This is a genomic window from Neobacillus sp. GCM10023253 (assembly GCF_042653105.1).
Classification (GTDB): domain Bacteria; phylum Bacillota; class Bacilli; order Bacillales; family Cytobacillaceae; genus Neobacillus; species Neobacillus citreus.
This window is the reverse complement of sequence record NZ_JBHSHV010000029.1, coordinates 144,239-159,064: the sequence shown is the minus strand read 5'-3', so window position 1 is coordinate 159,064 and position 14,826 is coordinate 144,239. Positions and strand designations below refer to the sequence as shown.

Genomic DNA, 14,826 nt, shown 5'->3' with positions numbered 1-14,826 from the left:
AATTCATTTCAGTGTATCGGCTTCATTCCTTACATGTGGTTATTAGCCCCCATATGCCTTTTATGAGAACAATTCCACTGGGTTTTTTGCTCGTTTTGTCCTCATACCATCACCTATTGCAAAGGGTTCATATAATCATTTATCAAAATTTGTACCTCTTCACCTTCAGAAATGCCCCCCGGTCTCTCCACTGCACAAACGATTCCCCGCCGCTTATACCCGGCACGGACAAAACGTGCGGCCAGCTTAGGATACTCCGGAAAGTGCTTTTGAATCTCCTCGCCCGGGAAGATGCACGGCAGGTTTTCCCCCATGCAGATCAACCCAGCCCCACTTGGAAACATAATCCGCGAGCCCAGCGTTAATTTGGTCAACTCCGGAAAGCCTTGCACCAATAGATTCGCTCCTAACCATTCCGGCAGAACATGCGGTACCCCTAACTCTTCGGCAATCTCCGCACAGTCTTCCACTGAAACGACGGTAATCTGCCGGCGGTTTAGAATTTCCGTCCCCTTTGGATACATTGGCTGCCTGGAGTCGGCCGCACACGTTACTCCGAAATGTCGGTCGCCTCGTATTCCGCCAAATTCAAGTTGTACCTCCGGAATCCTTCTGGTCACAAATGTGCCATCCTGATCCGCTATTAATATTCCCTTGATGTTTGCTTTTGCTTTTTTCATATAAAGTCCTCCCGTAAAAAAATCCTCTAATTCTACTTTACCGCAGGCTAACTCCAATTCCAATTCTTACAAGTCAGTGCACGTTCACACAATTTTCAGATTCATTATTTCAAAGATAAGTTATAATACGGTTGTCACCCCTAGAATATCCTCTCTAGCCCCTTTCAAAAAAATCCACTTAGAAAGCTGGTTGATTCGTTCTATGAAAAAACAATCTTTATGTCCGTGCGGCAGCGGCAAACCTCAGGAGAAATGCTGCGGTAATAAGCTGCAAATGAATGTATTTATACAGCCTTTCACTAATCCTGAGGAACGGGAGGAATTTTTAAAGAACATGGCGATGGGCTCCCAATTTCACTTTCGGCAACGCGGCCACTTTTTCTATTATGGAAAAGACATTCTCTCCTACAAACGTGAACAGCCTGCCAACAAGCTCCGCAATGAATTTCTCGAGGTTTTTTCAAGCTTTATGACCGATACGTTAGAAGATACCTGTCCTCCTTCATGGAAAGAATGCGATTCCTCATTCTGGGAAGAATTAATCTTCACTCATTTTCTTCATTGTATGAAAATTACGCCGCAAGAAAAAGAAACCGAAAAATTCCTGATGCAGTTGAAAAATTTCGTCCGCTGGCTGGACCGAAGGGTTGGCACTTCTTGGTATGGTCTTGTTAACCAATATGCGAATGAGGCCCGCTCTGATCTTAAAATCTGTGAACACCTGCTGAATTACCTCTTTTTATGCGATTTCCCTCAACTTCACCAAAGTGACTTTAATCTCGAGTTGGCGTTGCAAAAAGTCGAATATAAGTTTGACCAGTTTGCTGAACGGAAGGACAGTCTGTTCGAAGTGACCAGTAGAATTGAAGATACCATTGTGCTAACCGAATCCAACACCAACCGTACTTATTACATCAAGGGAATCCCCCGCCACTTGATTAAAGCGGGGCTCATAATGAACGGTTCCATCGGCCGCAAAAAGGGCGAAAAAGTATGGGAATGGTATCACACAGAGGGGATTTATCCGAATAGAGGCAGGAAGTATATAAGGCTGAACACCCCTGAACTAGAGCCTACTCACGTATAACACCTTAACGAAGTGATGCTATTCATTCTTCATTTTCCTTATAAAAAGTATTATACTCTTCCTAATAATAGCAACGATGGAGAGTGTCTGACACCTTGACTAATATCAGAGATTTAGCAAAAATGGCCGGCGTTTCCGTCACGACGGTATCGCGGGTGATCAATAATCACCCATATGTCAAAGAGGAAAAGCGCAAGGCTGTCCTCGATGCCATTAAGCAAAGCAATTACCAGCCAAATATTAACGCGGTTCATTTAAGCATGGGAAAAACCTTCCTTGTCGGTGTGGTGGTCCCATACATTGACCACCCCTATTTCGCTTCGTTAATGAAAGGAATCTCCCATGAAGCATTAGCACACAATTATAATCTCGTTCTTTTCCAAACCAACTATAAGGAAGAAAGAGAATTAGACGCTTTGCAAATGTTAAAGCAAAAACAAATTGATGCGTTAATCATTTGTTCGAGAGCAAGCAGCTGGTCGTTAATTGAGGAGTTTCTTCCTTATGGGCCGATTATTCTGTGTGAGGATACTAGAGGTAAAAATGTGCCATCTACCTTTGTGGATCACTATCAAACCTTTATCTATGCGCTGGAATATTTAATTCAAAAAGGGCATCGAAAAGTTGGTTATTCCATCGGGAGAAAAACGGGTACAAACAGTAAGTTTAGAGAACTGGCCTATAAGGCCTTTCTGAAAAAAAATCATTTGCCATATGACCCTGCTTTCGTATTTGATAACTGTCTTTATTTTGAGGATGGAGAACGAGTCGTAGAAAAGATTATAGAAATGCCGGACGCTCCGACTGCTTTGCTGGTGACAAATGATGATGTCGCCGCCGGAATCGTCACCTGCGCAAGGAATCGGCAAATTTCCATTCCTAGTAACCTAGCGCTGATTGGCTTTAATAACCAGCCGATCGCTCAAATAATGGACATCACGACGATTGAAATCCCGCTTGTAGAAATTGGTAGAAATCTATTTCTTCAAGGAATCGAGGAAAATCAGGAAATTTCTTATCAGGAGATTCCTGTTAGATTGATTGAACGCGGTACAGTCTAATCAAAAGACTTGCGGTCAGTTGATGTGGCTGTACCCAAGTTTTCTTAAAAAAATTGTATCAATCTCCTTGACCTGAAACGCGTTTCATACTCTATCCTAAATTTTGTAATACCGCAGCACCTAGCTGGCGTGATCGGATTCTCGAGCGTTACGGTAGGTGCTGCAGGCAGCTTAGCTGGAAGCAAGCTCCTCTCTTGTTATTGTCCTTTTCTGTGTTATAATATTCCCCGGCATAAGTTGATTCATAGAATTCTAACTTGATGCGGGCGGGAGAGGGACACACTAGAAAGTGTGATAAGAAAATGAAGGGAGTTTTTAAACTTAGCGAGCACGGAACAAGCTTGAAGAAGGAGGTTATTGCGGGGGTTACGGCGTTCTTTTCCATTGTCTATATTATCGCTGTCAATGGAAGTATTCTGCAGGATGCAGGCATACCACTCGAAGCCGGAATTATCGCAACCGTACTCTCTTCACTGATTGGCTGCTTGCTTGTGGCATTTGTTGCCAACGCACCATTAATTATCGTACCAGGAATGGGAATTAATGCCCTATTCACCTACACGATTGTCGGTACGATGGGCCTGGACTACAAGGAGGCACTGGCTGCCGTTGTCGTGTCAGGCATTCTCTTTGTGATTGTGGCTTTCACGAAATTATCCGGCATCATCTCAAGAGCGATTCCGTCATCTTTAAAGGAATCCATTTCAGTCGGAATTGGCTTATTTATTGCCTTTATCGGCCTGCAAAAAAGCGGCATCATTGTTGGGAATCCAACGAACTTCGTGGCGCTTGGCAATTTGGCGTCCCCGATTGTAATGGCGTCGATTATTAATCTGATTATCACGTTATTTTTATTTTTAAAGAAAGTACCTGGGAATTTCCTGATTAGCATTATTTTAGGAACGTTCGTGTCCTATCTTTTCGGATTGGTAGACTTTTCGAAAACCCACACCAGTTTTATTTCCTTTGCGGACTATAAAAACGTCTTCCTAAGTGCAGACTTTGGAAAAATAACCACGATTCCGTTCTGGACAGCGGCTTTTTCACTGGTATTAGTGCTTGTTTTTGAAAATATCGGCCTGCTTCATTCCCAAGTAGACGGGATGCTGCAAGCACCTGAAAAAAACGGAAAATCCTTAAAGGCCATTTCGATTTCCACGATCGTATGCGGATTATTCGGCACAAGTCCATCTGTATCAACGGTTGAAACGGCTGCAGGGATTACCGCAGGCGGAAGAACAGGTTTAACCTCGATTATCACGGGGCTGCTTTTCCTGGCATCGCTTTTCTTCATGCCGTTCATCAAACTGGTTCCGGCAACAGCGATCGCGCCAATCCTAATTATTATCGGTGGTTTAATGCTGACCAATATCGTAAATATTGATTTCACTGATTTTACGGAAGCCTTTCCGGCTTTTCTCGTAATCATCATGATTCCGTTAACCTACAGCATCGTTGATGGAATTGCCTTCGGATTTATTGCCTATCCGCTGGTAAAGCTGTTTACTAACAAGAAACATCAGCTTTCCCTTTCCATCTATATTATTTCGATTCTTTTCTTGACGAACTTTTTACTGCACTCGATTGGTTAACAGCAAGTGCGTTTAATATACACAAAAAGCAGAATGCCAACTCAGCATTCTGCTTTTTTAATTACCATATTATGCTTCCGCTATGTTAGGCTGCTGGTAAACTTTACTATCGAATTCACCTGTTGCCTTACTTGTTAACACACCGGCAGTCATCGAACCGCTAACGTTAAGGGCCGTACGTCCCATGTCAATTAGAGGTTCAACAGAGATTAGGAGACCAACAATAGCAACTGGCAGGTTCAAGACCGATAGTACGATTAAAGCTGCGAAGGTTGCTCCGCCCCCTACACCGGCAACACCGAATGAACTGATTGCAACAACTACAATAAGAGTCAGGATAAAAGAAATGCTTGTTGGATCAATGCCTGCAGACGGCGCCACCATGACTGCGAGCATCGCCGGATAAATTCCTGCACAGCCGTTTTGTCCGATGGAAAGTCCGAAAGAACCAGCAAAGTTGGCAACCCCTTCAGACACGCCAAAGTCTTTCGTTTGCGTCTTAATGGTCATTGGCAATGTTCCTGCACTTGAACGTGACGTAAAGGCAAACGTTAATGTAGGCATCCCTTTTTTCAGATAGTTTACAGGGCTTAATTTTGCAAATGTTATAAGTAATAAATGTACAATAAACATTAAGATAAGCGCCACGTAAGAAGCGACGACAAACTTTCCTAATTTTACAATCGCGTCGTAATCACTTACCGCTGCCACCTTGGTAATGATGGCTAAAATACCGTATGGTGTTAATCTTAGAATAAGTGTTACAACCCTCATGGTGATGGAATATAACGTATCGATTATTTTTGCAAAAAATTCAGCTTTCTCAGGTTCCTTTCGTTTTACCCCAAGATAAGCAACGCCGATGAAAGCTGCAAAAATAACAACGGCAATCGTTGATGTTGGACGAGCGCCTGTTAAATCTAGAAACGGATTGCCTGGAATAAGTTCAACGATCTGCTGTGGCAGCGTCATAGTTTCTACACCAGCCACTTTTTCTTTCAATAGCTCATTACGGGCATTTTCGGCATCCCCTGCAGTTAACTTGATTCCGTCAAGTCCGAATCCGAGCGCTGATCCAATACCGATGGCAGCGGAAACCGCAGTTGTTCCAAGAAGGATGGCAATAACAAGAAAACTGATTTTCCCAATATTTTTAGTCAGCTTTAATTTCGTAAAAGCTCCCACAATGGATATAAACACTAATGGCATAACAACCATTTGCAGCAGTTTGACATAACCGCCGCCGACAATGTTAAACCAGTTAATCGACTGTGTTGTTACTTCATGTGTTCCACCGTAAATAAGATGAATGATAAATCCAAATACAAGACCTAAACCGAGTCCGGTGAACACACGTTTTGAAAAAGAAACATGCTTTTTTTGCATCATGAACAAGCCGAACATCAGAAACAGAAGAACGACAACGTTCACGATAATTAATATGTTATTCATTTCATAACCTCCTATTTTAATACTTTCAAATTTTAATGTATTTATTCCTATGAGTCAAGTCGGAATTACTAATCCTTTAAGCTTAAGTTTTTACTTTAATAATTCTATAAATAATGGGCACCCTGCTTATTAATGAAAGGCGCCCTCATAACGTATTTTGTTATATTAATATAATTTAAGTTTTCCAGCCGGCACACCTATAAATCATACTGATAACAAGCGACGCCCTCCACCTGCTCAAAGCCTTCCTGAAGATAAAGAGCTTTTGCCTGCTCATTCTCTCCATTAACGGAAAGAATCGTTCTTTGGTACGCTTTTTCTTTGGCAAGCTGAAGGGCTGTCCTTAGTAGAAGTCTGCCTAAGCCTTTGCCCTGATATTCCGGCAGGATGGCAAGCGGGCCGATGTTCATAATCGGCGCCCCTTCATATTTATCTTTAGCCCCCCTGACAACGCCGACCGGAATGTCCTTATCAAAGAGTATTTTCATTCCGCCGTCAATGTAATCCGCACTTTCAACCAACTTCTCGACCATGTCAGGAGTAACGGGCGTTTCATTTCCCTTTAGGTTCGCGAACCCTGCATTTCGGACCTCACACCAGATTTCTTCATCTTTTCCAGGTTTGAAATCTCTAATCTTGTAACCTTTAGGCAAACTAAGCACGGGTACATCCATGTCCTCTCTAACAAGCAGGAATACGTACCTGTCAACGGAAAACTCCAACTCCTCCATCACTTTAGACAATGTCTGGTTACCCAATGGGACAAAAATAAACAGTTTTTCAATATCGGCAGTATGTTTGCGTAATGCTTTCATGAGCATGTTATAGACTTCAACATCTTTTATTTCCGAATGGAATATCCGAAACCGAGCACGTTTCCCCCTTCGCTGATATTCATCGATAATTAAAGAGGCTGCAGCGACAATCTCCCCCTGTTGATCTGCCACAATGTAAGTAGGATTTTCGTTATTAAGTTCAAACTTTGCTAAATCATCATCATATAAAAAAGAATCATCTAATTCTTTACGGTGTTTTTTACAGTATTCAACAAAATCTTTTAGTTGATCATGTCTCAACGACTCTAGTTTCATTTTTCCACATCTCCTTTAAATAATTTTTCATGGCCCTGGTATGAACCCATTTGAAAAAAGAATAACCATATAGATGAAAGAACATATTATTCCAATTGGCACAAGAACGACTGGTATGAAAATGGTTTTTCTAAGGAAAGGATTACTTTTTACCAGCTCTTCCTTGGCTGTTTTTTCGAATACCGACTAATCGTTTTAGAGGATATCTCAAGATCCCGACTTACTTCTGTAGCTTTTTTGCCCTCCTCTACTACTAATTTTGAAACATAATCTCTATACTCCTGTGTATGGTGCTTCCCCATAGTGAATACGTCCTTATAAATGATGATTGTATTATAAACTTATTCTCATTTTTACGTGTCCACTTTTTAGACTAACCTCATTTATTGGATACTTTGCCAGCACGGCTCGCCGTTTTGTCCTTTAGAGGCCTTCTATTGGACACTTTGCCAGCGCAGGCTCTCCATTTTGTCCTTTGGAGGCCTTCTATTGGACACTTCGCCAGCGCCGGCTCTCCGTTTTGTCCTTTAGAGGCCTTCTATTGGACACTTCGCCAGCGCGGGCTCTCCGTTTTGTCCTTTAGAGGCCTTCTATTGGGCACTTCGCCAGCGCAGGCTCTCCGTTTTATCCTTTAGAGACCTTCTATTGGATACTTTGCCAGCACGGCTCTCCGTTTTGTCCTTTAGAGGCCTTCTATTGGACACTTCGCCAGCGCGGGCTCTCCATTTTGTCCTTTAAAGGTCTTCTATTGGACACTTTACCAGTGCGGGCTCTCCATTTTGTCCTTTAGAAGCCTCTTATCGGACACTTTACCAGTGCAAAGTTTCGGCTTTGTCTTTTATTTTCTTCACAAAGAACTTAAGCCCCTCCACTATTCAAAAGTGATGCAAAAGAACCGTCCCCATGCCTCATTCCATGCCTTATTTGGCAAGCCTGCCAAAATACATTATGATGTTAGGAGTATTTTGTTATTGGAGGACTTGAGCATATGAATATTGCTACTATTGGAACGGGTTCGATCGTGGATACCTTCCTTTCTGCACTAAACGCAATCGATGACGCCCAATGTGTGGCGATGTATTCCCGAAAGCAGGAAACTGCCCAACCGTTAGCCGAAAAATATCAAATCCCAACTATCTACACCGACATCGAAAAAATGTTCCAGGACCCAGGCATCGACTTTATTTACCTGGCATCCCCAAACAGCCTGCATTACGAACAGGCCACTCAAGCGCTCCACTACGGGAAGCATGTCATATGTGAAAAACCGTTCACATCGACCGTCGCAGAACTTGAAAGCTTGATAGCACTCGCCAAACAAAAGAATTTAATGCTGTTTGAGGCCATCACAACCATTCACCTGCCAAACTATCAACTCATTAAAGAAAACCTGCCAATGATAGGGCAAGTAAGAATGATCCAGTGCAACTACAGCCAATACTCAAGCCGGTACGATGCCCTGCTTGCCGGGGAGACACCGAATGTATTTAATCCGAAGTTTTCCGGCGGCGCCCTTGTCGACATCAACATTTATAACCTGCATTTCGTGATGAACCTGTTCGGGACACCAGAATCCATCCGCTATACGGCCAATAAGCATCCGAACGGAATTGACACCTCTGGGGTTCTCGTTATGAAATATCCCGATTTTATCGCCGAATGCGTGGGAAGCAAGGATACACAAGGCCTGAACTTTGTCCTTATCCAAGGTGAAAAAGGATATATCCATGTTGAACATGGGGCAAATGGGTGTCAAAACGTCAGCTTACATACCGACGGAACAGCCGTTACCTTAAACAATCAGACTACAACGAACAAGCTTTATTATGAACTACTGGCCTTCAAGGAAATATATAAAAATCAGGACTTTGACAGCTGCTATGAATTACTCGATTACAGTTACTCAGTCATGAAGATGCTAGTTACAGCAAGAAAGGACGCCGGCATCGTTTTCCCAACCGACCAGCCATAATTTAGAATGGAGCCACTTCACAAAGTTGGCTCTTTTTTTAATAGATAAAAGGAAATTTTTGCTATACTATGTAATTGAGGAAAAACCGAGATAAGTTGGTGATACCAATGTTTAAGCTCTTATTGATTGAAGACGATGCTACATTATTCAATGAAGTGAAGGAACGGCTATCCGGCTGGTCCTATGACGTGTATGGAATAACAGATTTTGCCCAAGTCATGCAGGAATTCACGGCTACCAAGCCTGATTTGGTCATCATTGATATCCAGCTGCCCAAATTTGACGGTTTCCATTGGTGCCGGATGATTCGTTCCCACTCGAGCGTGCCAATTTTATTTTTATCATCACGGGATCACCCTTCCGACATAGTGATGGCGATGCAGCTTGGCGCAGATGACTTCATCCAAAAACCCTTCCACTTCGATGTCCTGATTGCAAAAATACAGGCGATACTGCGCCGGGTTTATGATTACAGCAGCGACAGCCAAATTGAACTGAAAACCTGGTGCGGAGCGACAGTCGATTATCAAAAAAATACAGTCGGGAACGACGCAGGTTCAATCGAGCTGACCAAGAATGAAATGTTTATTTTAAGAGAGCTTATTAATCAAAAGAATAAAATCGTCACACGCGAAGCGTTAATCAAAAGCTTGTGGGATGACGAGCGGTTTGTCAGCGATAATACCTTAACGGTGAACGTAAACCGGCTCCGCAAAAAACTCGATGAACTTAGCATCGGGCATTTTATCGAAACGAAAGTGGGACAAGGCTATATGGCGGTCGATGTGGCGCAGCTGCCATGATAAAACATTTTATAAAAGAACGGCGGAGCTGGATTCTGCTCACTTTATCCTTAGAATTCCTCATCGTTTTTATCGCCTACATTGATTCTGCTATCCCGTTTTTGCCCGTCCTGTATATGGTTTTTCTATCGCTCATTATCTTTGCGATTTTCCTAACCGTTCGTTTCCACAAGGAGACGAACTTCTATAAAGGCCTGGCGGATTGGGAAAGCAGCCTTGATCTAACTGGCCTGCCGAAAGCCAGTAGCCCTTTTGAAAAAATTATTGAAAGAAGCGTCATCAACCAAACCGAATCCCTTAAAATAGAGGCTTCCGCGAATCGTACGATGCTGGAGCAGGAAAAGGATGAGCTGTTATCCTGGATTCACGAGGTGAAAACACCACTGACAGCTATGTCTTTAATGATTGACCGCATGGAGGATAGCAAGCTGAGGGCAAACCTAAGATTTGAGTGGCTGCGAATTCATCTGCTGCTTGACCAGCAGCTTCACCAAAAGCGGATACCATTTATGGAAAATGACTTATATATCGAAAAAACAGATTTAAAGTCGATTATTTATTCAGAGATTAAAACGCTGCAATCATGGTGTATGCAAAAAGGGATCGGTTTTGATATAGAGCTGGGCATCACCGAGGTACTGACGGATGCCAAGTGGCTGGCGTTTATTCTCAGACAGTTATTAACCAATGCTGTGAAATACAGCGAAGCCTCGGATATTTTCATCAAAAGCGGCCTTCAAGATGGACTGACCATACTTGAAGTCACCGATTTCGGCCGAGGCATTGACCCGAGGGATCTGCCCCGCATTTTTGACAAGGGCTTCACCTCGACCACCAAACATCAAGACAGCGCGGCTACCGGCATGGGGCTTTATCTTGCAAAAAAGGCATCCCAGCCGCTATTCATCCATATCGAGGTGCGATCCAAATTAGGAGAAGGCACGACATTTACGCTAATTTTTCCAAAAAGAAATGAGTTCCTTCATATATCAGGCATGTGACAACATTGTCACATGCTTTGCCGCATTTGTTCGGCGAAACGAAGGAAGTGATCCACACGCACCTTTATACTAAAGCTATCGAAATAAGGAGTGTGTCGAAATGCCAATTTTAGAAGCTAGTAAAATTTATAAAAGCTACGGCAACAAGTGGAATAAACAGGACGTTCTAAAGGGAATTGATTTAAGTATTGAAAAAGGAGAATTTGTCAGCATCATGGGTGCCTCTGGCTCCGGAAAAACAACTCTCTTGAATGTCCTTTCTTCAATTGACAAAGCAAGCAACGGCTCCATCAAAATTGAAGGAAACGAAATCACTCGAATGAAAGAAAAACAGCTGGCTGAGTTTCGGAAACATCATTTAGGGTTTATTTTTCAAGAATATAACCTTTTAGATACATTAACGGTAAAAGAAAACATTCTCCTGCCGCTGTCCATCACGAAAATGCCGAAAAAAGAAGCGGATCAAAAATTTGCCGAAGTGGCTGAAGAACTCGGTATTTACGAGCTTAAGGACAAATATCCAAATGAAATTTCCGGCGGACAAAAACAGCGGACTTCTGCCGCAAGGGCGTTTATCCATGAACCGAGCATTATTTTTGCGGACGAACCGACGGGTGCACTCGACTCCAAATCGGCATCAGACCTGTTAAACAAGCTTAGTGGATTAAATCAACGGCGTAATGCTACGATTGCGATGGTCACCCATGATCCTGTTGCCGCCAGCTTTAGCAGCCGGGTCATTTTCATTAAGGACGGGCAGATTTATACCCAGTTAACTAAGGGCGAACAGCCCCGGCAGGCCTTCTTTCAAGACATTATGAAAACTCAAGCGGTGTTGGGCGGTGTTCAATATGAACATTAATCAACTGATCATTCGCAACTTGAAAAAGAACTTGAAAAATTATTTTTTGTATGTGTTTGCGTTGGTCTTTAGTGTAGCTTTATATTTTGCGTTTGTTACGCTGCAGTATGACCCGGCGATGACGGAAGCGAAAGGGACCATCAAAGGGGCCGCCGCCATTCGGACCGCTTCGATTTTGCTTGTCGCAATTGTCTCCATCTTTTTGCTGTATGCCAATAACATTTTCATCAAGCGGCGGAGCAAAGAAATCGGATTATTCCAGTTAATCGGAATGACCAAAGGCCGGATTTTCCGGATTCTCAGTGCCGAGAACTTTATCCTTTACTTCGGCTCCCTAGTGATTGGCATCTTTCTCGGGTTTTCGGTTTCGCGGTTGATTCTGATGATTCTTTTTAAAATAACCGGCGTCGATGCTGTCGCCAGCCTCCATTTTTCATCTCAGGCACTTGTACAGACCATCATAGTTTTTATGGTGATTTACCTGTTTATCATGTTAATGAACTTTATCTTTATCAAACGGCAGAGTATCCTGTCATTGTTCAGAGTCATTTCCTCAACAGAAGGAAAAATCCAAAAACTATCCATGGTTCAAAACGTTATTGGGATTCTTGGATTAGTGTTGATTGCCACCGGCTATTACGTTTCTTCCAAGCTGTTTGGCGGAGATTTTACCACCATGCCGGCATTATTTGCGGCGATGACGGGAATTCTCGGATCAGTTATTATCGGAACATATTTGTTTTATAAGGGTTCGGTCAGTTTCATTTTCCAACTCACCCGCAAACAGAAAGACGGCTATTTATCAATTAATGAAGTGATGTCGCTGTCCTCCATCATGTTCCGAATGAAATCGAATGCACTTGTTTTAACGATTATCACAACTGTATCGGCACTGGCGATCGGTCTATTATCGTTATGCTATATCTCCTATTATTCTGTTGACAAAACAGCCCAAAATAATGTGGCCGCTGATTTTGCTTTTGTTACCGAAGAGGATGCAACGAAATTTGAGACCGCCCTGGACAATGCAGGAATCGACTTTCATGAAAAACGTATTGAGGTTATTCAGGTCAGCGCAAACCTGAAGCCAATCCTAGAACGGAATTTGGAAGGAATGATGGTTGACCCTGCCGACATGCCTATGTCAGTCATCAGCGACAGATCTGTAAAAAATGTTGATGCAACACCGGGTGAAACTATTTTTACCGGCTATAGTGATTTGCTGCAGAAGTTTATGACCTTAAAGGATTCAGGAACGATTGAATTTAAGGGGGTTCATCAAGTGATTCCGTTAAAATACTCGGGACTGAAAAAAGAGTTCGTGATTTCCTGGTACTACACAGCTGGCGGTTCACCGACTGCCATTGTAGATGATGCCGTTTTTCAGCGGCTGAAACAAGATTTGGATCCAAAGGTTCAACAAGAATCATCCCTTTTCATTGGAATTAATTTAAAAAACGAGGGACAGCTTGAAAAAGCCAATAAGGTCTTCTCCAGTCTTCATTTTAGCAGCGAGCATGGAAATGATTCCCGCCTCAACTTGATCAAAAAGCAGAAAAATACAATGGGGCTGGCCATGTTTATCGTTGGCTTCCTTGGGTTAACCTTTCTGATAACTTCCGGCTGCATTCTATATTTTAAGCAGATGGGTGAAAGTGAAGAGGAAAAGCCCAATTATACGATTTTACGAAAACTTGGTTTTACACAAGGGGATTTGTTAAGAGGAATTCAAGGAAAGCAGCTCTTTAGCTTTGGCATTCCGTTAGCGGTTGGACTCGCACACGGTTATTTTGCGGTTCAATCCGGTTGGTTTTTGTTTGGTGCAGAGGTTTGGACACCGATGCTGGTTGTAATGCTGTTGTATGCGGCGCTCTACTCCATTTTTGGTGTTCTCTCGGTGGCTTATTACAAAAAGGTGATTAACGAAGCACTATAATAAATAAAATGGCCCTCAGCCTTTTTGGCGGGGCCATTTTGCATATAATGACTAGATTTCAACCTTCGGCACAAAGATTTTTTCGTGCTGATAGTCCCCATCCACCTCATCAATCTTGGTGACAGATGCATTTTCAATCGGCTTGAAATTTAATAAATCTTCAACCGGCGTCTCCGTTAGGAATGCCAGCAGCATATGAATAAAAGCGGCGTGCGTAACAATCACAAGATTATCATAGCGCTGCTGCCGCTGCAGGCGGTCAACCACCGTATTCATAAACATGGTTGCGCGCAGGTACACATCAGCGAGGGATTCGCCATTTTGAAAGCGGAAGTAAAATTGCCCTGCTGCCTTATATTCCTTCTTTGCCTCAGGGGTACGGTTGTTGAAGTCATACAGGTTACCAAGCTCCCATTCTCTTATCAGCGGGTTCTCCAAAAATGGAACATCCCCCGGCAATAAGGAATGAATGGCCTGGGCGGTTTGTTTTGTCCGTAAATAGGGTGAGCTGTAAAGAACGGTTTTGCCTTCGATGATTGTTTTGAGGTAATCGGCCGTCACTTGTGCTTGCTTGAAACCAAGTTCCGTCAAACTATGCTGGGAATCATGCGTATGTGACATCACGGTCCGGTCAACGTTGTGCTCAGATTCACCGTGACGGATAACATAAATGTTCAAAATCTCCACTCCTTGTTTATCTTTTCTTGTTGGCCTTTTTGATCATTTTTTTTATAATCCTAATTTGGCCTCGATGGTTCAGCTCATCTTCAAAAACATGAAACCATTTAAAGTAGTTATTTGCCTGTAGATTCCACCAAAACGGGGTCTGCTCGAATAACCATTCATCCGGGAGGGCTTTAAATCTTTCAATGGTTACGGCCCTTACTTCTGCTAAATGATTTAAATAATAGTCAATGCTGTTACCATTAATTTGTTCCTGCCCGGGGTTCCCTAAATCTAGACCTGGGTTCAGACTGGCAACCTCTTCATCTGTTAGGTCATCCCGATTTTCAAAGGTAACGATTTGGTATGCTTTTTCAACAGCCGCAAAATGGGCCAGGAGCATGCCGATGGAATTGGCGTCCTCATCATAAAGAAAATCCAGTTCCTCTACCGTAAGATTTTTTACCTCTTCAATAGTAGTGGCCCTGGCATATTCCATCATCGACACCAATTTGCCGAATTCCGGCCCAAACCCATCCTTTTGATCAATGATTAATATTGATTCCATATCTTTTATCAAATCCGCATTCCTCCGCTGCTCGAAAAATTCTACTACCTATTATTCG

Annotated in this window: 13 protein-coding genes; 8 read left to right on the top strand and 5 right to left on the bottom strand. The window is 42.8% G+C overall.

Features of this window, described 5'->3' with window-relative positions; translation table 11 throughout:
- Nucleotides 1–113: 113 nt before the first annotated feature.
- On the bottom strand, nucleotides 114–680 hold the full coding sequence (locus ACFPA1_RS27995; RefSeq protein WP_378588187.1) for an MOSC domain-containing protein: 567 nt from the start codon (nucleotides 678–680) through the stop codon (nucleotides 114–116).
- Between the two features lie 202 nt (nucleotides 681–882).
- On the opposite strand from ACFPA1_RS27995, the gene ACFPA1_RS27990 reads away from it, so the two are divergent.
- The 3 genes from ACFPA1_RS27990 to ACFPA1_RS27980 all read left to right on the top strand — a co-directional run bounded on the left by ACFPA1_RS27990 (nucleotide 883) and on the right by ACFPA1_RS27980 (nucleotide 4,420).
- Nucleotides 883–1,767, top strand: a complete 885-nt coding sequence (locus ACFPA1_RS27990) for a hypothetical protein (RefSeq protein ID WP_378588184.1) — start codon at nucleotides 883–885, stop codon at nucleotides 1,765–1,767.
- Nucleotides 1,768–1,862: 95 nt separating this feature from the next.
- Nucleotides 1,863–2,828 carry a LacI family DNA-binding transcriptional regulator gene (locus ACFPA1_RS27985; RefSeq protein ID WP_378588181.1) on the top strand — a complete coding sequence of 322 codons (966 nt, stop codon included), beginning with the start codon at nucleotides 1,863–1,865 and terminating at the stop codon, nucleotides 2,826–2,828.
- Nucleotides 2,829–3,130: 302 nt separating this feature from the next.
- Nucleotides 3,131–4,420, top strand: coding sequence for an NCS2 family permease (locus ACFPA1_RS27980; protein ID WP_213147624.1), 1,290 nt, complete (start codon nucleotides 3,131–3,133; stop codon nucleotides 4,418–4,420).
- Between the two features lie 69 nt (nucleotides 4,421–4,489).
- On the opposite strand, the gene ACFPA1_RS27975 is transcribed toward ACFPA1_RS27980, so the two are convergent.
- Nucleotides 4,490–5,872 (bottom strand): L-cystine transporter, encoded by a 1,383-nt coding sequence (locus ACFPA1_RS27975; RefSeq protein WP_378588178.1) that lies wholly within the window; start codon nucleotides 5,870–5,872, stop codon nucleotides 4,490–4,492.
- A 197-nt stretch (nucleotides 5,873–6,069) separates the two neighbouring features.
- The gene (locus tag ACFPA1_RS27970) at nucleotides 6,070–6,963 is read right to left on the bottom strand and encodes a GNAT family N-acetyltransferase (RefSeq protein WP_378588176.1); all 894 of its coding nucleotides are present in this window, start codon (nucleotides 6,961–6,963) and stop codon (nucleotides 6,070–6,072) included.
- 988 nt (nucleotides 6,964–7,951) lie between these two features.
- Here ACFPA1_RS27970 and ACFPA1_RS27965 point away from each other — a divergent pair.
- From ACFPA1_RS27965 to ACFPA1_RS27945, 5 genes are all read left to right on the top strand, one after another.
- Nucleotides 7,952–8,935, top strand: a complete 984-nt coding sequence (locus ACFPA1_RS27965; protein ID WP_378588173.1) for a Gfo/Idh/MocA family protein — start codon at nucleotides 7,952–7,954, stop codon at nucleotides 8,933–8,935.
- Nucleotides 8,936–9,042: 107 nt separating this feature from the next.
- Entirely contained in the window at nucleotides 9,043–9,738 is a 696-nt protein-coding gene (locus ACFPA1_RS27960) for a response regulator transcription factor (protein WP_378588171.1), read from the top strand.
- Nucleotides 9,735–10,739, top strand: coding sequence for a sensor histidine kinase (locus ACFPA1_RS27955; protein WP_378588168.1), 1,005 nt, complete (start codon nucleotides 9,735–9,737; stop codon nucleotides 10,737–10,739). Before ACFPA1_RS27960 ends, ACFPA1_RS27955 begins: the two co-directional genes overlap by 4 nt.
- Before the next feature lie 100 nt (nucleotides 10,740–10,839).
- Entirely contained in the window at nucleotides 10,840–11,601 is a 762-nt protein-coding gene (locus tag ACFPA1_RS27950) for an ABC transporter ATP-binding protein (RefSeq protein ID WP_378588165.1), read from the top strand.
- Nucleotides 11,591–13,537, top strand: coding sequence for an FtsX-like permease family protein (locus tag ACFPA1_RS27945; RefSeq protein WP_378588162.1), 1,947 nt, complete (start codon nucleotides 11,591–11,593; stop codon nucleotides 13,535–13,537). The genes ACFPA1_RS27950 and ACFPA1_RS27945 overlap by 11 nt, the downstream gene beginning before the upstream one ends.
- Nucleotides 13,538–13,588: 51 nt before the next feature.
- On the opposite strand, the gene ACFPA1_RS27940 is transcribed toward ACFPA1_RS27945, so the two are convergent.
- Together ACFPA1_RS27940 and ACFPA1_RS27935 are read right to left on the bottom strand one after the other, a co-directional pair.
- Nucleotides 13,589–14,215 (bottom strand): histidine phosphatase family protein, encoded by a 627-nt coding sequence (locus ACFPA1_RS27940; RefSeq protein ID WP_213147632.1) that lies wholly within the window; start codon nucleotides 14,213–14,215, stop codon nucleotides 13,589–13,591.
- Between the two features lie 16 nt (nucleotides 14,216–14,231).
- On the bottom strand, nucleotides 14,232–14,768 hold the full coding sequence (locus ACFPA1_RS27935; protein ID WP_378588453.1) for a DinB family protein: 537 nt from the start codon (nucleotides 14,766–14,768) through the stop codon (nucleotides 14,232–14,234).
- Nucleotides 14,769–14,826: the final 58 nt, after the last annotated feature.

Bases quoted from the DNA above. Each gene is read 5' to 3' on its own strand.
- ACFPA1_RS27975 (WP_378588178.1), bottom strand. From the start codon at position 5,872: ATGAATAACATATTAATTATCGTGAACGTTGTCGTTCTTCTGTTTCTG.
- ACFPA1_RS27970 (WP_378588176.1), bottom strand. From the start codon at position 6,963: ATGAAACTAGAGTCGTTGAGACATGATCAACTAAAAGATTTTGTTGAA.
- ACFPA1_RS27960 (WP_378588171.1), top strand. From the start codon at position 9,043: ATGTTTAAGCTCTTATTGATTGAAGACGATGCTACATTATTCAATGAA.
- ACFPA1_RS27950 (WP_378588165.1), top strand. From the start codon at position 10,840: ATGCCAATTTTAGAAGCTAGTAAAATTTATAAAAGCTACGGCAACAAG.
- ACFPA1_RS27945 (WP_378588162.1), top strand. From the start codon at position 11,591: ATGAACATTAATCAACTGATCATTCGCAACTTGAAAAAGAACTTGAAA.
- ACFPA1_RS27990 (WP_378588184.1), top strand. From the start codon at position 883: ATGAAAAAACAATCTTTATGTCCGTGCGGCAGCGGCAAACCTCAGGAG.
- ACFPA1_RS27955 (WP_378588168.1), top strand. From the start codon at position 9,735: ATGATAAAACATTTTATAAAAGAACGGCGGAGCTGGATTCTGCTCACT.
- ACFPA1_RS27995 (WP_378588187.1), bottom strand. From the start codon at position 680: ATGAAAAAAGCAAAAGCAAACATCAAGGGAATATTAATAGCGGATCAG.
- ACFPA1_RS27980 (WP_213147624.1), top strand. From the start codon at position 3,131: ATGAAGGGAGTTTTTAAACTTAGCGAGCACGGAACAAGCTTGAAGAAG.
- ACFPA1_RS27965 (WP_378588173.1), top strand. From the start codon at position 7,952: ATGAATATTGCTACTATTGGAACGGGTTCGATCGTGGATACCTTCCTT.
- ACFPA1_RS27935 (WP_378588453.1), bottom strand. From the start codon at position 14,768: ATGGAATCAATATTAATCATTGATCAAAAGGATGGGTTTGGGCCGGAA.